Source organism: Paracoccus sulfuroxidans, assembly GCF_007830335.1.
GTDB lineage: Bacteria > Pseudomonadota > Alphaproteobacteria > Rhodobacterales > Rhodobacteraceae > Paracoccus > Paracoccus sulfuroxidans.
The window spans coordinates 126,668-149,586 of the sequence record NZ_VLKU01000004.1 but is presented as its reverse complement, the minus strand read 5'-3'; the positions used below and the strand labels follow the sequence as shown (position 1 = coordinate 149,586).

Here is a 22,919-nt window from a genome sequence, read left to right as displayed (position 1 = left end):
CGGAACCCCCCTGTTCCCCGAAAAGAAAATAGTTTAACGCTCAACCATTCCCGAGGAGGCGACGATGGAAGAACGTAGACAGGACAGCGCAAGGCAGGAAGCGCTGGATTACCATGAATTCCCCCGCCCCGGCAAACTGGAGGTGCGGGCGACCAAGCCTCTGGCCAACGGCCGGGACCTGTCGCGTGCCTATTCCCCCGGGGTCGCCGAGGCCTGTCTTGAGATCAAGGCCGATCCCAGCACCGCCGCACGCTATACCTCGCGCGGGAACCTGGTCGCCGTGGTCTCGAACGGCACCGCCGTTCTGGGTCTGGGCAATATCGGCGCCATCGCCTCGAAGCCCGTGATGGAGGGCAAGGCCGTCCTCTTCAAGAAATTCGCCAGCATCGACTGCTTCGACATCGAGGTGAACGAATCCGACCCCGAGAAGCTGGCCGAGATCGTCTGCGCGCTTGAGCCGACCTTCGGTGCCATCAACCTTGAAGACATCAAGGCCCCTGACTGTTTCATCGTCGAGAAAATCTGCCGCGAGCGGATGAACATTCCGGTCTTCCACGATGACCAGCACGGCACCGCCATCGTCGTGGGCGCCGCCGCGACCAACGCGCTGCTGATCACCGGCAAGAAGTTCGAAGAGATCAAAGTCGTCTCGACCGGCGGTGGGGCGGCGGGCATCGCCTGCCTGAACATGCTGCTGAAACTGGGCGTCAAGCGCGAGAACGTCTGGCTCTGCGACATCGAAGGGCTGGTCTATGAGGGCCGGACCGAGCAGATGACGCCGCAAAAGGCTGAGTATGCGCAGAAAAGCGATCTGCGCACGCTGGATCAGGTGATCGAGGGCGCGGACCTGTTCCTGGGCCTCTCGGGCCCCGGCGTCCTGAAGGCCGAGATGGTCGCCAAGATGGCCGAGCGCCCCATCGTCTTCGCCCTGGCGAACCCCACGCCCGAGATCCTGCCCGAGGACGTGCGCGCCGTCGCGCCGAACGCGATCATCGCCACCGGGCGCAGCGACTACCCGAACCAGGTCAACAACGTCCTGTGCTTCCCCTTCATCTTCCGGGGCGCGCTGGACGTGGGCGCGACCACCATCAACGACCAGATGCAGCTGGCCTGTATCGAGGGCATCGCCCGCCTCGCCCGCGCCACCACCAGCGCCGAGGCCGCCATGGCCTATCGCGGCGAGACGCTGACCTTCGGGCCGGAATATCTGATCCCGAAGCCCTTCGATCCGCGCCTGATCGGCGTCGTTTCCAGCGCGGTGGCCAAGGCCGCGATGGAAACCGGCGTCGCCACCCGCCCGATCGAGGATATCGGGGCCTACAAGCGCAAGCTCGACGGCTCGGTCTTCCGCACCTCGATGATCATGCGCCCGGTGTTCGAGGCCGCCGCGACCGCCAAGCGCCGCATCGTCTTCGCCGAGGGCGAGGATGAGCGTGTCCTGCGCGCCGCCAACGCCATGCTGGAGGAGACGACGGATGTGCCGATCCTGATCGGCCGTCCCGAGGTCATCGAGATGCGCGCGGAACGCGCCGGTCTGCCGATCCGTCCGGGCCGCGACTTCGAGATCGTGAACCCCGAAAACGATCCTCGCTACCGCGATTACTGGGGCACCTATCACGAGCTGATGGCGCGCCAGGGCGTCACCCCCGATATTGCCCGGGCGATCATGCGCACCAACACCACCGCCATCGGCGCGGTCATGGTGCAGCGCGAAGAGGCTGACAGCATGATCTGCGGCACCTTCGGTCAGTACAGCTGGCACCTGAACTATGTGCGCCAGATTCTGGCCCGCGACGGGCTGCGGCCGGTGGGCGCGCTGTCGCTGATGATCCTGGAAGACGGGCCGCTGTTCGTCGCCGATACGCAGGTTCACCACGCCCCCACCCCCGAGCAGGTAGCTGATTCGGTCATCGGTGCCGCCCGCCACGTGCGTCGTTTCGGCATCACGCCCAAGGTTGCGCTCTGCAGCCATTCGCAATTCGGCAATCTCGACACCGAATCCGGTCGCAAGATGCGCGCAGCCATGCAGATCCTTGAATGCCGCAATGTCGACTTCGTCTTTGACGGCGAAATGCATGTCGACTCGGCGCTGGACCCCACCATCCGCGAACGTCTGATGCCCAATTCGCGCATCGAAGGGGCGGCGAACGTGCTGGTCTTCTCGGGCACCGACTCGGCCTCGGGCGTGCGCAACGCCTTGAAACTCAAGGCCAACGGGTTGGAGGTCGGGCCGATCCTGATGGGTATGGGGAACCGTGTGCATATCGTGACGCCCTCGATCACCACGCGCGGCCTCTTGAACATGAGCGTGATCGCAGGCACCCCGGTCGGCCATTACAGCTGACCTCGTGCGAAACGCTTCAAAGGCCCCGGCTTCCGGGGCCTTTTTCATGTTCCGACGCCATCACCTCTGGTTTATCGCTGTCAGCCCGCGCATCATTGTTGCGAAAAGCCGATGCGCAGCGTAATTACGCTGCGCAGTAGCGGAGGGATACCATGGTATACAAAGAAGTTTACCTAGCGGCGCAAAATGACCCCGAGGCGTTCTGGATGCAGCAGGCCCGGAAGATCGATTGGGTCCGCCCCCCCAGCAAGGCGCTGTTCGATGAGAATGCGCCCCTTTACGAATGGTTCGCGGATGGCATGGTCAACACCTGCTGGAACGCCGTCGACCGCCATGTGGAAGCTGGCCGTGGCGATCAGCCCGCCATCATCCATGACAGCCCGGTCACCCAGTCGCAGGCCACGCTGACCTTCCGCGAGCTGCAAGAGGCCACCGCCCGGCTGGCCGGTGCCTTGCAGGCCAAGGGCGTGACCAAAGGCGACCGCGTCATCATCTATATGCCGATGGTCGCCGAGGCGCTGGTCGCGATGCTGGCCTGCGCCCGCATCGGGGCCGTTCACTGCGTCGTCTTCGGCGGCTTTGCCGCGCATGAGCTGGCCACGCGCATCAACGATTGCGCCCCCAAGGCGATCATCGCCGCCTCTTGCGGGATCGAGCCGGGCCGCGTCGTCCGCTACAAGCCGCTGCTGGACGCAGCGATCCAGCAATCCGGCCAGAAGCCCGAATTCTGCGTCATCCTGCAACGCGAACAGGAAACCGCCGAGCTGATCCCGGGCCGCGATCACGACTGGCACGAATTCCAGACCGGGACGCCGCTGGCCGATTGCGTGCCGGTGGCGGGGAACGATCCGCTTTACATCCTTTACACCTCGGGGACGACGGGCCAGCCCAAGGGCGTCGTGCGTCACAACGGCGGGCATCTGGTCGCGCTGAACTGGTCGATGAAGAACATCTACAACATCGAAGCGGGCGACGTCTTCTGGGCCGCCTCGGATGTGGGTTGGGTCGTCGGTCACAGCTATATCTGCTATGCGCCGCTGATTGCGGGCGCGACGACCATCGTCTTTGAGGGCAAGCCCGTCGGCACGCCGGATGCGGGCACCTTCTGGCGCGTCATTCAGGACCATAAGGTGAAGTCCTTCTTCACCGCCCCCACCGCCATCCGCGCGGTGAAGCGCGACGATCCGCAGGGCGAATTCATCGGCAAATACGACCTTTCGAACCTGCAGGCAGTGTTTCTAGCGGGTGAGCGCGCCGACCCCGACACCATTCAATGGCTTGAGGACCGGCTGCACCTGCCCGTCATCGACCACTGGTGGCAGACCGAAACGGCCTGGGCCATCGCCGCCAGCCCCTTCGGGATCGAGAAGATGCCGATCCGGAAGGGCAGCCCCTCGGTCGCCATGCCGGGCTATGAGGTGCATATTCTGGATGAGGGCGGCAATCCCGTCGCCCCCGGCACGCTGGGTGCCATCGCCATCAAGCTGCCTCTGCCGCCCGGCACCCTGCCGACGCTGTGGAATGCCGAAGCGCGCTATCTGAAATCCTATCTGGACCATTTCCCCGGCTATTATGAGACCGGAGACGCGGGCTATGTCGACGAGGACGGCTATCTGTACATCATGGCGCGCACCGATGACGTCATCAACGTCGCGGGCCATCGGCTCTCGACCGGCGCGATGGAGGAGGTTCTGTCCAGCCATCCCGATGTCGCGGAATGCGCGGTGATCGGCGTGGCCGACAGCCTGAAGGGCCAGTCTCCGCTGGGGTTCCTGTGCCTGAAGAAGGGCGTGACCACCTCGGACGAACAGATCGTCAAGGATGTGGTGCGGATGGTGCGCGACACCATCGGCCCGGTCGCCGCTTTCAAATCGGCGGTGGTGGTCGACCGGCTGCCGAAGACCCGGTCGGGCAAGATCCTGCGCGCGACAATGGCTAAGATCGCCGATGGCGAGGAATTCAAGACGCCCGCGACCATCGACGATCCGGCCATTCTGGACGAGATCGGCGAGGCGCTGCAGACGGTCGGCTATCCGCAGAAAAGCTGATCCGGCACGGACGGGCCGTCGCTACAGCGGCGGCTCGCCCACTTTCGGCCAATAGGTCCCGAAGGACCATTGATTGCCCTCAAAGTCGCGGCAGGCAAACTCGCGGCTGCCGTATTCGGTGTCATAGGGCTCTTGCTCGATCACCGCACCGCTGGCCCGAACCCGCTCGCAGAGCGCATCCGGATCGCTGACCGCCACATAGATCAGCGCGGCCTGCTGGGGCATGCCGTCCCGCACCTCACCCAGCATGATGATGGAGCTGCCCAAGGAGAGCTCGGCATGGGCGATCTTGCCGTCATGTTCATAGGTGACGCGGTTGGTGAAGCCCAGGATCCCCACCAGCCAGTCAATCGCCGCCCGCGCGTCGCGGTAACGGATCGCGGGATAAATGCAGGGCGCATCGGTCATCGCATTCTCCTTCATCGGCTGATGCGGGAAAACGCGGGGCGGCGGGGATTGGTTCATCGCGGGGCCGGCGCGCCCTCGCCGCTTCTCATCCGGGGCGGCGGCTGGTATGGATTTGGGGGAAACGCTGCGGATGGCTAAAGGATTGAATATGAAACGGATGCTTATCAGCGCCTTGGTGCTTCTGGGGCTGGCGGCCTGCGCCACCGATGGCGAGGATTACGCCAAGGCGATTGCGAATTCGGTCTCGCCCAGTGCCGAGCTGAAGGCCAATATCGTCAAGGACGCGCAGCAGATCATCTATGATCCCGCCTCGATCCGCGATGCCGAGATCTCGAACCTCGCGACGCTTTCGGATGGCACGCAAGGCATCTGCGTGCGTGCGGATAGCAAGAACGTCTCGGGCGTCTATGTCGGCGTGCACAATATGGGCGTCAAGATCGAGAACCAGAAGCCCGATGGCGCGGCGCTTGAGCATCCGCTGTGCAACCGCCCGGATGTGAAATGGAACCCCTTCCCCGAGCTTGAGCGGATGAAATCCAAATAAGCCCGAAACGACAAACGCCCGGGCCTTCGCCCGGGCGTTTTCATATTCAAAGCTGCGATCATGTCAGCCCAGATCGCCGCCCAGCCCCTTCATCAGCGGCAGGAAGTCCGGGAAAGAGGTCGCAATCGGGCTGCCGTCATCGACGCTGATCGGCTGCTCGGACGCGAGCCCCGCGATCAGGAAGGACATGGCGATCCGGTGATCCAGATGGCTGGTGGCCGTGGCCCCGCCCTTCAGCCCGCCCATGCCATGCACGGTCATGCTGTCGCGGGTTTCATCGACGCGCGCGCCATTCGCGCGCAGGCCCACGGCCATGGCGTCGATGCGGTCGCTTTCCTTGACCCGCAATTCGGCCACGCCGTTCATCACCGTCAGCCCTTCGGCGAAACAGGCGATGACCGAGAGGATCGGGAATTCGTCGATCATGCTGGCCGCACGCTCGGCCGGAACCTCGACGCCCTTCAGCGGACCGTGACGGACGACCAGATCGGCGACCGGCTCTCCGCCCTCTTCGCGTTCGTTTTCAAAGCGGATGTCGGCGCCCATTTCCAGCAGCGTGATGAAGAGGCCATCGCGCGTCGGGTTGCGGCTGACGCCCGGCACCCGGATCTCGGACCCCGGCACGATCAGCGCGGCGGCCACCGGGAAGGCGGCGCTGGAGGGATCGCGCGGCACGGCGATCGGCTGCGGCTTCAGCTCCGGGCGACCTGTCAGGGTGATGACATGCCCCTCATCCGTCACCTCGGTTACGATCTGCGCGCCAAAGCCGGTCAGCATCCGCTCGGTATGGTCGCGGGTCGGCTCGGCCTCGATCACCACGGTCTGGCCGGGCGCGTTCAGCCCCGCCAGCAGCACCGCCGATTTGATCTGCGCACTGGCGACCGGGGTGCGATAGGTCACGGGGGCAGCATCGACCGCGCCCTTGATCGTCACCGGCAGGCGTCCACCTTCGCGCGAGGTGACCTCGCAGCCGAAAAGCTGCAGCGGGTCGGTGATGCGCGCCATCGGGCGTTTCGAGAGGCTGGCGTCGCCGGTGAAGGTGGCGGTGATCGGGGTAGTTGCCATCGCGCCCATGATCAGCCGCACGCCCGTGCCCGAGTTTCCGCAATCAATCACGCCTTCGGGCTCGGTGAAGCCGCCCACGCCCACGCCGTTGACGCGCCATTCGCCCTCGCCCACGCGCTCGACCTTCGCGCCGAAAGCGCGCATGGCCTTGGCGGTGTCCAGCACATCCTCGCCTTCCAGCAGGCCGGTGATATGCGTCTCGCCGACCGTCAGTGCCCCAAGGATCAGCGCGCGGTGGCTGATCGACTTGTCACCGGGGATGCGCGCCTCGCCCGACAGCGGGCCGGAACGGCGCGAGGACATGGGAAGGGCTTCGGCGGAATGGGACATGGCTCACCTCGATTGACGCCAGAGTGATAGCGTTCACAGCGAGGTGTTGCAATGTGCCCGTACCTATCTGCGGAAGGTCGCCTATCGGCGGAAAGTCACGTAATGCGGCACGCGGCCTTCGCGCAGGGCCTTCTGCTCATAGCGCGTGCTCAGCCAGTCGTCCCAGGCGTCGAGGCCCTCATGAACCAGCGTGAACCCGGCTTTGGGTACCTCTTCCAGCGTCTGGCGGACATAATCGGGAATGTCGGTCGCCACGCGGAATTCGGCGCCCGGCTGCATGACGCGGTAAAGCGGGATCAGATGCTCGGGCGTGACGAAGCGGCGGCGGTGATGGCGCGCCTTGGGCCAGGGGTCGGGGTAGTTCAGAAATGCCTTGGCGATGCTGCCTTCGGGCAGCACATCCATCAGATCGCGCGCATCACCCGGATGGACGCTGACGTTTTCGACGCCCGCCGCGCGGATCTTGCCCAGCAGCATGGCGACGCCGTTGATGAAAGGCTCGCAGCCGATGACGCCCACCTCGGGGTAGCGCGCCGCCATGTGCACCATGTGCTCACCCCCGCCGAAACCGACCTCCAGCCAGACCGGGCGGTCGTCGCCGAAGATCGAGGCGGTCGTGACGGGCACCCGCTCGGGGTTGTCCTGATGGGTGATGCCGCGCGGGCGCAGGCTGCCCAGATCCTCGGACAGATAGCCCTTCTGGCTTTGCCGCAGGGTCTTGCCGTGACGGCGGCCATAGAAATTGCGGCGCGGAGGGGTCGGGTCGAATTCGCTCATGCGCGGGCTTTGCCCGGCGCATGAGCAAAGGTCAAGATTTACTCGGCCGCGAGACGGCTGATGATGACGCTGACCTCGGGTTTCTTGCCGATTTCTTCCATCGTCACCTGCCGGGTGATTTTGCGGATCGCCTCTTCCATGCGCTCGTCGCTTTGGACGGTGCGGTCATCGGCGCGTTCCAGGAACTCGGCCAGCTCTTCCTCGATATGGCGAACCAGCGGCACACCTGCCCGGCCCCGCTCGGGCAGACCCATGGTCTCGACCCAGGCATCGGGAAGGGCGTTGTCCTCTTCGTCGATGATGACCGAGACCATCGCATGCCCGTTCAGCGCCATGCGGATGCGATCGCGCACGACCCCGTCCATCGCGCCGATCAGCGCATTGCCGTCCAGATACAGACGCCCGGTGTCGATCTGGTCGACCACGCGCGGCTTGTCGCCGGTCAGGTCCAGCACGCTGCCATTGGTCGCGACCACCGAGGTGATGCCGCGCGCCTCGGCCAGCTTGGCGTGTTCGCGCAGGTGCATATGCTCGCCATGCATGGGGATGACGATCTGCGGCTTCAGCAGCTCGTGCACGGCCTCGATATCCGGGCGGTTGGCGTGGCCCGAGACGTGATAGAACCCGTCCGTCGTGTCATAGACATCGACGCCCTTGACGCTGAGCGCGTTCATGATGCGGATGACGCCGCGCTCATTGCCGGGGATCGTGCTGGAGCTGAAAAGGAAGCTGTCCCCCTCTTTCAGCTCAAGCCCCAGATAGCGGCCCCGCGACAGCTGCGCGCTGGCGGCGCGGCGTTCGCCCTGAGAGCCGGTGACGATCAGCAACACCTTGTCGCGCGGCAGTTCCGACGCATCCTCGGGGCTGATGACGCCCGGGAAATTCGTCAGAACGCCCGTCTCATTCGCGACCGTCACCATGCGGCGCATGGCGCGGCCCAGCAGACAGATCTTGCGACCCGCCGCCACGCCCGCCTCGGCCAGTGTCTTCAGACGGGCGACGTTGCTGGCGAAGGTGGTGGCGACGACCAGTTGCTTCTGCTGGGTGATGAAATCCAGCAGCGGGTTGGCCAGCATCGCCTCGGACCGGCCGGGATTGGGCGAGAAGATATTGGTAGAGTCGCAGACCAGCACCTTGATGCCCTGCTCCTCATGCGCGATCTCGTGCCAGGCGATGGGGTCGAAGGGCTCGCCGACGATGGGCGTGCCGTCCAGCTTGAAATCGCCGGTATGCACGATGCGGCCCGCAGGCGTGTCGATGATCAGCGCCGAGCTTTCGGGGATCGAGTGGCTCAGCGGCACGAACTGGACCTTGAAGGGCCCCACCTCGATGACGGCGGGGCGGGGCTCGTGGATCTTGATCGCGTCGGTGGAAAGGCCCAGCTCTTCCATCTTCAACCGGCCAAGCGCGCCGGTGAACTTGCGGCAATGCACCGGCTTCTGGATGCGCGGCCACAGATAGCCAAGGCCACCGATGTGATCCTCATGCGCGTGGGTGATGAAGACCGCCTCGATCCGGTCACGGTTCTGTTCCAGCCAGGCCACGTCGGGCATGATCAGGTCGATCCCGGGCGCGCTGTCCATATCCCCGAAGGTCACGCCCAGATCGACGACGATCAGACGCTCTTTCCCCGGTTCTCCGTATCCGTAGACATAGGCATTCATGCCTATCTCGCCCGCGCCGCCGAGCGGCAGATAGATCAGGCGTTCAGGCATTGCCCATCTCCTTGTTGTATTCATAGATAAGACGCAGACCGTGCATGGTCAGGTCATCTTCAATCGCGTCAAACAGATCAAATCCCTGATCGAACAGCGGCGCAAGGCCGCCGGTTGCGATCACCTTCATCTTGCGGTCCCGTTCCTGCCGGATCTTGCTGACGATCCCCTCGGAAAGACCGATGTAGCCCCAGAAGATACCGGACTGGATGCAGGCGACCGTATTCGTGCCGATCACTTTCGTCGGCATGGTGACATCGACATGCGGCAGGCTGGCCGCGCCCATATGCAGCGCCTCAAGGCTGAGGTTCACGCCCGGCGCAATCACGCCGCCGACATAGGCGCCATCCGTGTCGATCACGTCGAAGGTGGTGGCGGTGCCGAAATCGACGACGATCAGGTCCGGCCCGTGGCGGTCATAGGCGCCGACCGCGTTCACCAGACGGTCGGGGCCGACCACGGTCCCCTCATCCACACGGGGCGCGACGGGCAGCAGGCAGTCAGGCTTGCCGACGACCAGCGGGCGCGTGTCGAAATAGCGGTTGCACAGCACCCGAAGGTTGAAGACCACGCGCGGCGCGGTCGAGCTGATGATGCAGGAATCGATATCGGTCGACAGCTTGTTCAGCGCGATCAGCGAGGACAGCCAGACGAAATACTCATCCGCCGTGCGCCGGTGATCGGTGGCGATGCGCCAATGCGCGATGAACGCAGTGCCATCCCAGATCGAGAACATCGTGTTGGTATTGCCGGTATCGATACAAAGAAGCATCAGCCCTCCTTGCCGAAAAAGACGTCTGCCGCGGGAATGACCCGACGTCCCGAGGCCGATTGCAGGATCAGCGCGCCGCTGTCGTCGATGCCCTCGAAAACGCCCTCATGCTCATCAAGGCCCACGCGGGCGATGATGGTTTCACCCAGACGGGCGGCGCGGGCCAGCCAGGCGTTGCGGATCGGCGTGAAGCCGTAGGTGTCGAACTGCTGCTGCCATTGCGCGAAGGCCGCGGCCAGCAAGTCCAGAAAATCGTCCGGCGAGACGGTATGGCCGGTCTCCCCCAGAACCGAAACCGGGGGAACGGCCCGCGTCTCCAACAGCGCGGCCTCGGGCACGGCGGCCAGATTGACGCCAATGCCCACCACCACCGTCAATGAGGACTGCGCGCTGCCCCCGCTTTCCAGCAGGATCCCGGCGACCTTGCCGCCGTTCAGCAGCACGTCATTCGGCCATTTGATCGCCAGCCGGGCGGCGGGTCCGCAGGCATCCGCCAGCGCGTCATAGAGTGCCAGTGCCGCCACGAAGGACAGTTGCGCCGCCTCAGCCGCGCAGCGTTCGAACCGCTGCACCAGAGAGCCCGCGAAATTACCGCGCGGCATCGCCCAGTTGCGCCCGCGACGTCCCCGCCCCGAGACCTGATCATGGGTCATCACCCAGGCAGGGCCGACAAGGCCGGGCGCCAGTCTCAGCGCCTCGGCATTGGTGCTGTCGGTGCGCGCCAGCACATGGCGCGCGACCCCTGCGGGCCAGGTGTCACTCAACGGGCTGCGACTCGGTCGGCTGCGAGGCCGGAACCGATTGCTCGGCCGTGTTGGTCAGGGCACCCGCCGCGCGGGCCGCCGCATTGTCGACGCCCAGCATGCTGACCGCGCCCAGAACCATGGCCACGGCCGGAACCAGCAGGGCGAGATACTGGACCGGACCCATGCGGCTGTCGACGCGCGCGCCCTCATCACCGAAGTACATGTAATAGACGATGCGCAGGTAGTAGAACGCGCCGATGACCGAGGCGATCACGCCCAGCACCGCCAGCCAGCCCAGCCCGGCATCGACCGCAGCCGAGAGCACGCCGAATTTGGCAAAGAAGCCCAGCGTCGGCGGCACGCCTGCAAGGCTGAAGAGCAGCACCAGCATCGCCATCGCCTTCGTCGGATGCGCCCAGGCAAAGCGGTGCAGCGAGGCCATGTCGGTGACCGGCACGCCGTCACGCTCCAGCGACAGGATGAAGGCGAAGGTGCCGACGTTCATGATCGTATAGATGGTCATGTAAAGCAGCATCGACTGCACGCCCAGCTGCGTTCCGGCGGCCAGACCCATCAGGGCAAAGCCCATATGCGCGATCGAGGAATAGGCCATCAGGCGCTTGATGTCGCGCTGGCCGATACCGGCGATCGAGCCCAGGAACATCGACATGACGGCCATGGCCGCGACGATCTGGCTCCAGTCGCTGATGACATGGCCGAAAGCCTCGAAGGCCAGCCGTGCGATCAGCGCCATGGCGGCCACCTTGGGGGCGGTCGCAAAGAAGGCGGTGACCGGCGTGGGCGAGCCCTCATAGACGTCGGGCGTCCACATGTGGAACGGCACCGCCGAAACCTTGAACGCAAGGCCCACCAGCATGAAGACCAGACCGAACAGCACGCCCATCGTCAGGTTGCCGCTTTCGATGCTGGCAATGATGGCGTGGAAATTGGTGCTGCCCGAGAAGCCATAGACCAGCGTCGCGCCATAAAGCAGCAGACCCGAGGACAGCGAGCCCAGCACGAAATACTTCAGCCCCGCCTCGGAGGAGCGCGCGCTGTCGCGACGCATCGCGGCGACGACGTAAAGCGCCAGCGATTGCAGCTCAAGCCCCAGGTATAGCGTCAGCAGATCGCCCGACGAGACCATGACCATCATGCCGACCACTGCCAGCGCGACGAGGATCGGGAACTCGAACCGCAGCAGGTTGCGGCGGTACATGTAATCCGCGCTCATCGCCATGACGGCGGCGGCACCGGCCAGGATCACCACCTTGGCAAAGCGTGCGAAGGCGTCGTCAAGGAACATGTCGTGGAAGGCGGCGGCGTCACCGCCATCCGACAGCCCCACCATGGCCGCCACCAGCAGCATCACTGCGACGGTGGCCCAGAGCAGCGTCCTTGCCAGCGCATCCTTGCCGAAATAGGCGCCCGCCAGCAGTGCAAGCAATGCATAGCCGGCCAGGACCGCCTCGGGCAGAATGATCGAGAAATCGAGCGAGGTCATAGCTGCCCCCTAGTGGCTGGCTTCGGCCGGCGCGTCGGCAGCGGGTGCCTCGGGCTGGCTTTGGTGATAGTGATTGTTCAGCGCGGCCACCGTCGGTCCGGTGACATCGGTGACAAGCCGCGGGTATACGCCCAGGATCAGGGTCATCGCAACCAGTGGGGCAAAGATCCAGCGCTCGCGCGGGGTCATGTCGGTGATCGACTTCAGGCTTTCCTTGATCAGCTGGCCCAGCGTCACGCGGCGATAAAGCCACAGCGCATAGGCCGCCGAGAAGATGACGCCCGTCGTCGCGAACAGCGCAACCCAGGTGTTTTCGCGGAAAACGCCCATCAGCGTCATGAATTCGCCCACGAAGCCCGAGGTGCCCGGCAGGCCCACGTTCGCCATGGTGAAGAACAGGAAAACCGCCGCGTAAGCGGGCATCCGGTTCACCAGACCACCATAGGCGTCGATCTCGCGCGTGTGCATGCGGTCATAGATCACGCCGACGCACAGGAACAGCGCGCCCGAGATGAAGCCGTGCGACAGCATCTGGAAGATCGCCCCGTCGACGCCAATCTGGTTCGTCGTGAAGATCCCCATGGTCACGTAACCCATATGCGCGACCGAGGAATAGGCGATGACCTTCTTCATGTCGGTCTGCACCAGCGCCACCAGCGAGGTGTAGACGATAGCGATGGCCGACATCCAGAAGATGACGGGCGTCATGATCTCGGACGCGACCGGGAACATCGGCAGCGAGAAGCGCAGGAAGCCGTAGCCGCCCATCTTCAGCAGCACCGCTGCCAGCAGGACCGAGCCCGCCGTCGGCGCCTGAACGTGCGCATCGGGCAACCAGGTGTGGACCGGCCACATCGGCATCTTCACCGCGAAGCTGGCAAAGAAAGCCAGGAACAGCAGCATCTGCGTGCCGCCCAGCACCGTGACGCCCAGCAGGCGATAGGTCTCGGACGGGAAGTCGAAGGTCAGCAGCGTGACGATATCGGTCGTGCCCGACATGCGGTACATCGCGACCATCGCCACAAGCATCAGGACCGAGCCGAGGAAGGTGTAGAGGAAGAATTTGAAGGACGCATAGATGCGGTCCTTGCCGCCCCAGATCCCGATGATCAGGAACATCGGGATCAGCCCGGCCTCGAAGAACAGATAGAACAGCACCAAATCCAGCGCGGTGAACACGCCGATCATCAGCCCTTCCAGCACCAGGAAGGCGATCATGTATTCCTTGACCTTCGTCTCGACCGTCCAGGTCGAAAGGATCGTCAGCGGCATCATGAAGGTGGTCAGCAGCACGAACAGGATCGAAATCCCGTCCACGCCCATCTTGTATTTCAGGCCCATGATCCATTCGCGATCTTCGACGAACTGGAACCCGGTGTTGGCGGGGTCAAAGCCGAAGAGCACAAACAGCGAGATCACGAAGGTCGCCGTGGTGGCGATCAGCGCCAGCCATTTGGCGTTGCGCGCCGCCGCCTCGTCCTGGCCGCGCAGGAACACGGCCATGATGCCTGCGGCGACGATCGGCAGGAAGGTGATGATTGAAAGAAGGTTCGTCATATCAGTGCGCGCCCCGCAGCATCACCCAGATCAGGAAGCCCACGATGCCCAGAACCATCGCGAAGGCGTAGTGGAAAAGATAACCGGACTGGATCCGGCCAGCGGCCCGCGTCAGGCGGGGGATCAGCCCCATGGCAATGCCGTTGATGGTGCCGTCGATGATCTTGCCATCGCCGTCCTTCCACAGCACGCGGCCAAGCCACAGCGCCGGACGGACGAAGATGAAGTCATAGATCTCGTCGAAGTACCATTTGTTCAGCAGGAACTGGTAGAGCCCCCGCTGCTGGCGCGCCAGAGCGCCCGGCCATGCCGGATTGCGGATATAGAAGAGCCAGGCGACGAGCAGTCCCAGAAGCATCGCGATGAAGGGCGAGATCTTGACCCATTTCGGCGCGTGGTGCGCCTCATCCATCACGTGGTTGTCAGGGTGCATGTAGATCGCACCACCCACAGGGGCGGGAACGTCCACGGCGGCATGCTCGGCCTCGCCTTCGGCCGGAGCCTCGGTCGCGGTATCAGCCGTCGCAGTTTCGGTCGTCTCAGTGGCGGCGGCCTCGGTGCCGGGTGCGGCATCCTCGGCATGGGTCGCAGCGGCCTCACCATGTCCTTCGACGCTCGCATGGCCGGGGATGGCGAAGAACGCATTCACCCGGTCGTGGTCGCCGAAGAAGGGCTTGTAGAAGACCATGCCCGAGAAGATCGCGCCAACGGCCAGCACGGCCAGCGGGATCGTCATCACGGGCGGGCTTTCATGCGCATGCTCATGCGCATGGTGATCGCCGCGCGGCGTGCCCCAGAAGGTCATGAACATCAGCCGCCAGCTGTAGAAGCTGGTGAAGCAGGCCGCGACGACCAGAAGCCAGAAGGCATAGCTGCTGCCGACCCAGGCGCTTTCGATGACGGCGTCCTTGGAGAGGAAGCCCGCAAAGCCGATCGTGGTCAGCGGAATGCCGACGCCGGTGATCGCCAGCGTGCCAATCAGCATGGCCCAGAAGGTCAGCGGGATCTTCTTGCGCAGCCCGCCATAGTTCCGCAGGTCCTGCTCGTGATGCATTGCATGGATGACCGAACCGGCGCCCAGGAACAGCATGGCCTTGAAGAAGGCATGCGTCAGCAGGTGGAACATGGCGACCGAATAGACGCCGACGCCTGCAGCGACGAACATATAGCCCAGCTGCGAACAGGTCGAATAGGCGATGACGCGCTTGATGTCGTTCTGCACCAGACCGACGGTCGCGGCGAAGAAGGCGGTGGTCGCACCGACGATGACGATGAAATGGCGCGCGGTATCGGCGAATTCGTAAAGCGGCGACATGCGGCAGACGAGGAACACGCCCGCCGTCACCATGGTTGCCGCGTGGATCAGCGCCGACACCGGGGTCGGGCCTTCCATCGCGTCCGGAAGCCAGGTGTGCAGGAACAGCTGCGCCGATTTGCCCATCGCGCCGACGAACAGCAGGAAGCCCAGAAGGTTCGCCGCGTTCCAGTCACGCCACAGGAAATGCAGGTTGGTCTGCGCAATCTCGGGGACCTGCGCGAAGATTGCGTCGAACTTGACCGAGCCGGTCAGCCAGTACAGCCCGAAGATGCCCAGCAGGAAGCCGAAGTCACCGACGCGGTTGACAATGAAGGCCTTCATCGAGGCCGCGCCCGCCGACTGCTTCTTGAAGTAGAAGCCGATCAGCAGATAGGACGCGACGCCCACGCCTTCCCAGCCGAAGAACATCTGCAGCAGGTTGTCGGCTGTCACCAGCATCAGCATCGAGAAGGTGAAGAACGACAGATAGGCGAAGAAACGCGCCTTGTAATGCTCGTCATGAGTGAAGTTGTCGTCATGCGCCATATACCCCATCGAGTACATGTGCACGAGCGCCGAGACCGTGTTGACCACGATCAGCATGATCGCCGTCAGCCGGTCCAGCCGGATCGCCCATTCGGTGTGTAGATCGCCCGAGACGATCCAGTCCAGCACCGGAATGTGCCGGGTGGTGCCGTCGAAGTTCAGGAAGATGACCCAGGACAGGATGGCCGCGACGAACAGGATGCCGGTGGTCAGGTATTGCGCGCCCTTCTCGCCGATGATGCGCCAGCCGAAGCCCGCAATCAGCGACCCGACGAGGGGAGCGAACAGGATGAACTTTTCCATTTTCGCTTATCCCTTCATCACGTTGACGTCTTCCACCTCGATGGTGCCGCGGTTGCGGAAGAAGACGACCAGAATGGCCAGACCGATGGCGGCCTCGGCGGCGGCGACCGTCAGGACGAACATGGTGAAGACCTGACCCGTCAGATCACCCAGATGCGCCGAGAATGCGACGAAGTTGATGTTCACCGCCAGCAGCATCAGTTCGATCGACATCAGGATGACGATGACGTTCTTTCGGTTCACGAAGATCCCGAAAATGCCGGTGACGAACAATATTGCCCCCACCACCAGATAATGTGTCAATCCGATCATCGTCTTTCGTCCCTCCGGGTTCGTTCACCCGTTGAAAATTCCGTTCGCTACAAGGACCGCGACGGCGATCCCGATGGCTATTGCGATCCAGCGGCCCGCGTTCACAAGCCCTGGCCGGGCTTGACGTCCTTCATTTCCATGGTCTTGGCCGGGTCGCGCCACATCTGCTGCAGCACGTTCTGGCGTTTGATGTCCTTGCGGTGACGCATGGTCAGCACGATCGCACCGATCATCGCGACCAGCAGCACCAGACCGGCAAGCTGGAAGGCCAGCACATAGCGGTCATAGATCAGCTGGCTGAGGCCCAGCGTGTTGTGAACGCCGTCCATGATGGGCGCGGCGCGCGCCGCCTCGGCGGTCTCGGCCGAGTTCCAGCCCGAGAACACGACGCCCAGCTGCGCCAGCAGCACCAGCCCGATGATCAGGCCCAGCGGAAGGTAGCGTGCAAGCTCACCCTTCAGCTTGGCGAAATCGACATCCAGCATCATCACGACGAACAGGAACAGCACCGCGACCGCGCCGACATAGACGACGATCAGCAGCATCGCGACGAATTCCGCGCCCTGCAGCACGAAGAGGCCCGCCGAGGCCATGAAGGTCAGGATCAGCCAAAGCACCGAATGGACCGGATTTCGCCCGATGACGACCATGAAGCCCGCGACGCAGGCACAGACCGCAAACAGGTAGAAGGCGAAGGTCATCATTCCTCGTTCTCCTCGGAATAGACGCTCTGGGCGATTTCCAGCGCCTTTTGCATGGCGGGCAGCCCGGCGAACATGCTCATCTGGAAGATCGTCTCGGCAATCTCGCGCTTGGTGGCACCGGCCTCCAGCGCGTGGCGAATGGTCAGGCGCAACTGCGGCTCGGCCAGCGCGCCCTGCACGGTGATCGCGCCGACGGTCAGCAGAAGCCGCGTCTTGGCGTCAAGCCCTTCGCGGTTGAAGGTCTTGCCGAACCACATTTCGAGCATTTCGGCAGGCATGGTCGGCACCAGCTTTTCGAAGGCGCGGGTGTCGAAGTTTTCCAGCGCAGGATTCAGCGTACGCGCCATCTCCTGCCCCGAGGCGATCATCTGCGAGAAAAGCTTGGTGAAGGGATCGGTCATCTGTACGGCGCGTCCATCGAGAGGTTGCGGGCAATCTCGGCTTCCCAGCGATCCCCGTTCGCCAGCAGCTTGTGCTTGTCATAGAACAGCTCTTCGCGGGTCTCGGTCGCATATTCGAAGTTCGGGCCCTCGACGATGGCATCGACCGGGCAGGCTTCCTGGCAGAAGCCGCAGAAGATGCATTTGGTCATGTCGATGTCATAGCGCGTCGTGCGGCGCGAGCCGTCCTCGCGCGGTTCGGCGTCGATGGTGATGGCCTGGGCCGGGCAGACCGCCTCGCAGAGTTTGCAGGCGATGCAGCGTTCCTCGCCGTTGGGATAGCGGCGCAGGGCGTGCTCTCCGCGGAAGCGCGGCGAAAGCGGGCCTTTTTCATGCGGATAGTTCAGCGTCGGCTTGGGCGAGACGAAATAGCGCATCCCAAGGCCAAAGCCCTTGATGAAATCCCACATGAAGAAATATTTGGTCGCCCGCGCGAGATCGAAGGCCATCAGAAGCGTTCCCCTTGCTTGGGTGCCGCGAACCGGTCGAACGCGGCGACATATTCGCGGACACGCGCGCTGTCATGCGCATGTTCCGCCGTATCCAGATTGTTGGCCAGGAAATGGGCCAGTTCCACCTTGTCGGTCTCACTGGCTTCGGCAAGTGCCGCGGCTAGCTTGTTGGACTGCATCCTACCCTCCGATCGACCAGCGTGCCCAGAGGCCGCCCAGAACTTCGTAACGGGCAAGGAAGGCGACGATCACGACCCATGCCAGCGACAGGGGCAGGAACACCTTCCAGCCGATCCGCATCAGCTGGTCATAGCGATAGCGCGGCACGATCGCCTTCACCATCGAGAACATGAAGAACCAGAACCACATCTTGATGACCATCCACCACCAGCCGTCAGCGATGAACGGAACCGGCGACAGCCAGCCCCCGAAGAACAGGATCGAGAGCAGCGCGCACATCAGATAGATGGCGATATATTCGCCCGCCATGAACAGAAGATACGGCGTCGAGGAATATTCGGTCATGAAGCCCGCGACCAGTTCCGATTCAGCCTCGGCAAGGTCGAAGGGCGGGCGGTTGGTTTCAGCCAGCGCCGAGACGAAGAACAGCACGACCATCGGCAGGTGCGGCAGCCAGTACCAGTTCAGCAGGCCGTAAGCGCCGCGCTGCGCCTCGACAATGGCGGTCAGGTTCATCGAGCCGGTCGAGATGATGATGCCGATGATGATGAGGCCCATCGAGACCTCATAGGAGATCATCTGCGCCGCCGCCCGGATAGACGAAAGGAACGGGTATTTCGAGTTCGACGCCCAGCCGCCCATGATCACGCCATAGACCTCAAGCGAAGAGGCGGCGAAGATGAACAGGATGCCGACGTTGAGGTTCGCCATCACCCAGCCGGAATCGAAGGGCACGGCCACGAAGGCAAACAGCGCCAGCATCATCGACAGGAACGGGGCGAGGAAATAGACAAACTTGTCCGCCCCCGCCGGGATGACGATTTCCTTCAGCACATATTTCAGCGCATCCGCGAAGGTCTGCAGAAGCCCCCAGGGACCGACGACGTTCGGGCCCCGGCGCATCTGGACGGCGGCCCAGATCTTGCGGTCGCCGTAGACCATGAAGATCAGCGAGCCCATGACGAAGGCAATGACCGCGAGCCCCTGCAAAAGCATGATGATCGCAAAGCCAAGGGGTGAGGCCCAGAATTCAGCCATGATCTTCTATCCCTCTCGTCACGTCGCGGGAATGCCGCGCGTCTTGCATTCCTGCAAGGTGTCTTTCGTTGTCATCACGGTCAGGCCCATCGGCTTTTTTTCCGACAAGGTAAAGACCGCGCCGACGATCAGCTCGCCGTTTTTCTTGTCCTGTAGCGTGCGGATGTGACGGGCATAATGGGTCCCGTTCGATTCCGCCCAAGTGGCAAGCGCGCATGAGGCATAGGCAAACGCCGTGTCGGCGTCCACCCCACGGCGCAGGTTTGCCTGCACCTCGACCAGCTTGCCCGCGCCCCGACGGCCTTCCGACAGGTTGTTAACGCTGACGCCCTTGAAATCCTCGGGGTTGACCTCGAATGTCGCGGGCAGGTTCAGCCGCATCGGCCGGGTCCGGCGCGAGAAATCTTCCAGCGCACGCTCTTGCGCGGTGGGCTGGCGTGCGGCGACCGGTCCCATGTCGGGGATCCCCGACAGGTCCAGCCCCAGGTTCGCGTTCAGCGCCATCAGATCGGCCTCGGTCACGGCGAAGGCGTCGCGGCCCTCGGGTGAGTCGAGCTTCATTTCGGTCACCGTGCCATCCGGCTCGAGGATCAGGATGTCCCCCGACTTGGTCGATATCCGCGCCCGCGTCAGCACGTTCTTGTCGGGCGAGCCCGCGTCGCTTTGCACGACGCTGGTCGCCAGCTCGTCCGGCTTGGCTTTGGGGCGTCCGTTGTCCTTGTCGCCGCAGGCCACAAGGGCCGTCAGCGCCGCGCATCCAAGCAGAAGTCCGGTGATCCGACGCATAAGGTCACTCCGCAGCAAGGGGGGGCGCCAGACGCGCCGCAGCCATGGCCGACAATTCCCCCATCAGGGGCGACGAGCGTGCGATGGGGTTGGTCAGGTAGAAGTCCGTGATCGCATAGCGGAAGCCCGCCTGCCCCAGATCAAAGCGGGTCAGCGGCTGCCAGGCGTTGTCGGGCACGCGGTCCAGTTGCGCCAGATGCGGCACGGCCTCGACCAGCTTGCGGCGCAGACCGGCCATATTGTCCCAGGGCTGGGTCTTGCCCAGTTCCGCCGAAAGCGCCCGCAGGATCGCCCAGTTTTCCTTGCCCTCGCCCGGCGCGAAATTCGCGCGCAGCGCCAGCTGAGGACGGCCCTCGGTGTTCACGAACAGGCCGCTTTCCTCGGTATAGCAAGCGCCCGGCAGGATGACGTCGGCGCGATGCGCGCCCCGGTCGCCGTGGCTGCCCTGATAGACGACGAAGGCACCCGGCGCGATCTCGACCTCATCGGCGCCAAGGTTATAGATCACCTCGGCCCCCTCGATGGCGGCGGTCAGCCCACCCTCGGTCACCGCGCCCACATCCATCGCGCCCACGCGGGATGCGGCGGTGTGCAGGATCAGGAGCTTGGAATTCGAGTTCTCGGCCAGCTTCATCGCATGGGCCAGCACCGCTTCGCCATCGGCTTCGCGGATGGCACCCTGCCCCAGAATGATCAGCGTCGGCTTGGCGCGCGTGGCCTCGCCGATCTCCAGCGAGGAAAGCTTCTCCAGCGCCGCCCGGTCATTGCCGACATGGGCGTAGTCATAGGTCAGGTCGACCGGCTCGCCGATCAGCCCGATCTGCGCGCCGCGCGCCCAGGCACGGCGGAGGCGCGAGTTCAGCACCGGGGCCTCATCGCGGGGATTGGTGCCGATCAGCTGGATCATCTCGGCCGTGTCAATGTCCGCGATGGTCGCATTGCCGACATAGGCCGAACGGTTCCCGGCAGGCAGGCGCGCACCATCGGTGCGGCATTCGACCGTGCCGCCCAGACCTTCGATCAGCTGCTTGAGGCTGAACGCCGCCTCGACCGGGACCAGATCGCCGATCAGACCGGCGACCTTGCGGCCCTTCATCGCGCGGGCGACGGTCTCCAGCGCCTCGGGCCACGAGGCCGGGCGCAGCTTGCCGTTCTGGCGGATATAGGGGCGGTCAAGGCGCTGGCGACGCAGCCCGTCCCAGACGAAACGGGTCTTGTCGTTGATCCATTCCTCGTTCACGCCGTCATTGTTGCGCGGCAGGATGCGCATGACTTCGCGGCCCTTGGTGTCGACCCGGATGTTGCTGCCAAGCGCGTCCATGACGTCGATCGTCTCGGTCTTGGTCAGCTCCCACGGGCGGGCGGTGAAGGCATAGGGCTTCGAGACCAGCGCGCCCACCGGGCAGAGATCGATGATATTGCCCTGCATGTTCGAGTTCAGCGTCTCGTTCAGATAGCTGGTGATCTCGCTGTCTTCGCCGCGCCCGGTCTGGCCCATCTGGGTGATGCCCGCGACCTCGGTCGTGAAGCGCACGCAGCGGGTGCAGGAAATGCAGCGGGTCATGTGCGTTTCGACCAGCGGTCCAAGGTTCAGGTCCTCGGTCGCGCGTTTCGGCTCGCGGTAGCGGCTGAAATCGACGCCGTAGGCCATGGCCTGATCCTGCAGGTCACATTCGCCGCCCTGGTCGCAAATCGGGCAATCCAGCGGGTGGTTGATCAGCAGGAATTCCATCACGCCTTCGCGGGCCTTGCGGACCATGGGCGAGTTGGTGCGGATTTCCGAAGGCGCGCCTTCCGGCCCCGGACGCAGGTCCTTGACCTGCATCGCGCAGGAGGCGGCGGGCTTCGGCGGGCCGCCCACGACTTCGACCAGACACATGCGGCAGTTGCCCGCAATCGACAGGCGCTCGTGATAGCAGAAGCGCGGCACCTCGATGCCCGCCTGCTCGCAAGCCTGGATCAGGGTCAGGTTGGGATCGACCTCGATCACCTTGTCATCGATCTTGATCTTGCGCAGATCTGCCATCACGTCACCTTCGTTTTCTCGTACCGCGCGCCATCCCGGTCGCGCCGCAATTCTAGTCGCCGATCAGAACCGGGGCGTCTTTCGTGCCCCCTTCAGTCTTTCCGCCCAGCGAAGTCAGGGAACTGTCCCATCCATCCGCGCCACTGCCCTGCGCAACCCGCAGGAACGAGCCGTGCCGGACATCCTTGATGCGGTCATTCTGCCGCAGAACGGTGGTCATCCGATCGGCGCCGCGCTGGAAGGTCACGGTCGCATAGGTCGGATACATGGTGTTGTAGAGCCTCGGGTCGCGGTTCACATCCGTGCTGAACCGTGTGCCATCGGGCAGCGCGCAGGAGATCTGCGCCTGCGCCGCATTGCCGGTCACCCGCAGCACGGGCTTGCCGGCGATGTCGCGGGTGGCTTTCGTCCGAACGCCCGGCCCCGTCGCGTCGCAGCTGAGCGCCGCCGGAGCCAGCATGTCGAAATCAAGATAGAACTTCTCGGCCGTGGGCTGCAGCGGCGACGAGGTCTCGCCCGCGAAGGCGTCGCCTGCGATCATCGCCGCGGCGGCCGCCGCCATCAGGCCCAGTCCGATGTAATTGACGACTTTTCTCATCTTGCCACCAGCAGCGATCCGATGATCGTCCTGTTCTGAATTTCCTGACGACCGACCGCGCAATAGCTTTCGGCATTGCCCTTGGTCGCGCCCTTGCGGGTCAGATAATCCTCCGCCACGGCATAGATGCGGGCCTTTTCCTGACGGTCGTCGAGGAACGCCTCGATCTGCGCCTCGGAATAGCCCTTGTCACGGGCATAGCGCTTCAGCGCGCGTGCCTGGCTGTAGGCATAGAAGATCCGCGCGTCGAGCGAGGGGCATTCGCGCCGCACCCGGTCCGCGATCCGCGCCCCGATCAGCCGGTCGTTGATGTATTTTTCCTGAGCCAGCGGCTCCAGCGCGAATGCGGGGACCGTGCCCAGCGTCACAGCGGCCAGTGCCGCAGCGGTCAGCGTCTTCAGAAGTTTCATGGCGTTCGCCTCCTTCA

The 22,919-nt window shown here is 64.0% G+C and carries 22 protein-coding genes; 3 read left to right on the top strand and 19 right to left on the bottom strand.

Going from position 1 to position 22,919, the window contains the following annotated elements; genetic code table 11:
• Nucleotides 1-64: 64 nt before the first annotated feature.
• A complete protein-coding gene (locus IQ24_RS07840) occupies nt 65-2,344 on the top strand; it encodes an NADP-dependent malic enzyme (protein WP_145397262.1) in 2,280 nt (759 codons plus the stop codon).
• 152 nt (nt 2,345-2,496) lie between these two features.
• Nucleotides 2,497-4,392: a propionyl-CoA synthetase gene (locus tag IQ24_RS07835; protein WP_145397261.1), complete on the top strand. Its 1,896-nt coding sequence runs from the start codon at nt 2,497-2,499 to the stop codon at nt 4,390-4,392.
• Between the two features lie 21 nt (nt 4,393-4,413).
• Here IQ24_RS07835 and IQ24_RS07830 read toward each other — a convergent pair whose 3' ends face one another.
• Entirely contained in the window at nt 4,414-4,800 is a 387-nt protein-coding gene (locus IQ24_RS07830; protein WP_199756518.1) for a VOC family protein, read from the bottom strand.
• Nucleotides 4,801-4,948: 148 nt separating this feature from the next.
• On the opposite strand from IQ24_RS07830, the gene IQ24_RS07825 reads away from it, so the two are divergent.
• Nucleotides 4,949-5,344 carry a hypothetical protein gene (locus IQ24_RS07825; protein ID WP_145397260.1) on the top strand — a complete coding sequence of 132 codons (396 nt, stop codon included), beginning with the start codon at nt 4,949-4,951 and terminating at the stop codon, nt 5,342-5,344.
• A 63-nt stretch (nt 5,345-5,407) separates the two neighbouring features.
• Here the strand turns inward: IQ24_RS07825 and aroA are convergent, their stop codons facing one another.
• From aroA to IQ24_RS07735, 18 genes are all read right to left on the bottom strand, one after another.
• Nucleotides 5,408-6,739 (bottom strand): 3-phosphoshikimate 1-carboxyvinyltransferase, encoded by a 1,332-nt coding sequence (aroA, locus tag IQ24_RS07820; protein WP_145397259.1) that lies wholly within the window; start codon nt 6,737-6,739, stop codon nt 5,408-5,410.
• An 81-nt stretch (nt 6,740-6,820) separates the two neighbouring features.
• Entirely contained in the window at nt 6,821-7,516 is a 696-nt protein-coding gene (trmB, locus tag IQ24_RS07815) for a tRNA (guanine(46)-N(7))-methyltransferase TrmB (RefSeq protein ID WP_145397258.1), read from the bottom strand.
• Between the two features lie 38 nt (nt 7,517-7,554).
• The gene (locus IQ24_RS07810; RefSeq protein WP_145397257.1) at nt 7,555-9,231 is read right to left on the bottom strand and encodes a ribonuclease J; all 1,677 of its coding nucleotides are present in this window, start codon (nt 9,229-9,231) and stop codon (nt 7,555-7,557) included.
• A complete protein-coding gene (locus tag IQ24_RS07805) occupies nt 9,224-10,003 on the bottom strand; it encodes a type III pantothenate kinase (protein WP_145397256.1) in 780 nt (259 codons plus the stop codon). Before IQ24_RS07805 ends, IQ24_RS07810 begins: the two co-directional genes overlap by 8 nt.
• On the bottom strand, nt 10,003-10,767 hold the full coding sequence (locus IQ24_RS07800; RefSeq protein WP_145397255.1) for a biotin--[acetyl-CoA-carboxylase] ligase: 765 nt from the start codon (nt 10,765-10,767) through the stop codon (nt 10,003-10,005). The genes IQ24_RS07805 and IQ24_RS07800 overlap by 1 nt, the downstream gene beginning before the upstream one ends.
• Nucleotides 10,760-12,253 (bottom strand): NADH-quinone oxidoreductase subunit NuoN, encoded by a 1,494-nt coding sequence (nuoN, locus tag IQ24_RS07795; RefSeq protein ID WP_145397254.1) that lies wholly within the window; start codon nt 12,251-12,253, stop codon nt 10,760-10,762. Before nuoN ends, IQ24_RS07800 begins: the two co-directional genes overlap by 8 nt.
• 9 nt (nt 12,254-12,262) lie before the next feature.
• Nucleotides 12,263-13,810 carry an NADH-quinone oxidoreductase subunit M gene (locus IQ24_RS07790; RefSeq protein ID WP_145397253.1) on the bottom strand — a complete coding sequence of 516 codons (1,548 nt, stop codon included), beginning with the start codon at nt 13,808-13,810 and terminating at the stop codon, nt 12,263-12,265.
• A gap of 1 nt (nt 13,811) precedes the next feature.
• Nucleotides 13,812-15,956: an NADH-quinone oxidoreductase subunit L gene (nuoL, locus tag IQ24_RS07785; protein ID WP_145397252.1), complete on the bottom strand. Its 2,145-nt coding sequence runs from the start codon at nt 15,954-15,956 to the stop codon at nt 13,812-13,814.
• A gap of 6 nt (nt 15,957-15,962) precedes the next feature.
• Nucleotides 15,963-16,268, bottom strand: coding sequence for an NADH-quinone oxidoreductase subunit NuoK (gene nuoK / locus IQ24_RS07780; protein WP_145397251.1), 306 nt, complete (start codon nt 16,266-16,268; stop codon nt 15,963-15,965).
• Nucleotides 16,269-16,369: 101 nt separating this feature from the next.
• Nucleotides 16,370-16,972, bottom strand: a complete 603-nt coding sequence (locus IQ24_RS07775; RefSeq protein WP_145397250.1) for an NADH-quinone oxidoreductase subunit J — start codon at nt 16,970-16,972, stop codon at nt 16,370-16,372.
• A complete protein-coding gene (locus tag IQ24_RS07770; protein WP_145397249.1) occupies nt 16,969-17,373 on the bottom strand; it encodes a carboxymuconolactone decarboxylase family protein in 405 nt (134 codons plus the stop codon). Before IQ24_RS07770 ends, IQ24_RS07775 begins: the two co-directional genes overlap by 4 nt.
• Nucleotides 17,370-17,861, bottom strand: a complete 492-nt coding sequence (nuoI, locus tag IQ24_RS07765) for an NADH-quinone oxidoreductase subunit NuoI (protein WP_145397248.1) — start codon at nt 17,859-17,861, stop codon at nt 17,370-17,372. The genes IQ24_RS07770 and nuoI overlap by 4 nt, the downstream gene beginning before the upstream one ends.
• The gene (locus IQ24_RS07760) at nt 17,861-18,043 is read right to left on the bottom strand and encodes a hypothetical protein (RefSeq protein ID WP_145397247.1); all 183 of its coding nucleotides are present in this window, start codon (nt 18,041-18,043) and stop codon (nt 17,861-17,863) included. Before IQ24_RS07760 ends, nuoI begins: the two co-directional genes overlap by 1 nt.
• A 1-nt stretch (nt 18,044) precedes the next feature.
• Entirely contained in the window at nt 18,045-19,082 is a 1,038-nt protein-coding gene (gene nuoH / locus IQ24_RS07755; RefSeq protein WP_145397246.1) for an NADH-quinone oxidoreductase subunit NuoH, read from the bottom strand.
• 18 nt (nt 19,083-19,100) lie between these two features.
• The gene (locus IQ24_RS07750) at nt 19,101-19,868 is read right to left on the bottom strand and encodes a hypothetical protein (protein WP_145397245.1); all 768 of its coding nucleotides are present in this window, start codon (nt 19,866-19,868) and stop codon (nt 19,101-19,103) included.
• Between the two features lie 4 nt (nt 19,869-19,872).
• Nucleotides 19,873-21,894, bottom strand: a complete 2,022-nt coding sequence (nuoG, locus tag IQ24_RS07745) for an NADH-quinone oxidoreductase subunit NuoG (protein WP_145397244.1) — start codon at nt 21,892-21,894, stop codon at nt 19,873-19,875.
• A 52-nt stretch (nt 21,895-21,946) separates the two neighbouring features.
• Nucleotides 21,947-22,492, bottom strand: coding sequence for a hypothetical protein (locus IQ24_RS07740; RefSeq protein ID WP_199756517.1), 546 nt, complete (start codon nt 22,490-22,492; stop codon nt 21,947-21,949).
• Complete coding sequence (locus IQ24_RS07735; RefSeq protein WP_145397243.1) at nt 22,489-22,902, bottom strand: DUF5333 domain-containing protein; 414 nt, start codon at nt 22,900-22,902, stop codon at nt 22,489-22,491. Before IQ24_RS07735 ends, IQ24_RS07740 begins: the two co-directional genes overlap by 4 nt.
• Nucleotides 22,903-22,919: the final 17 nt, after the last annotated feature.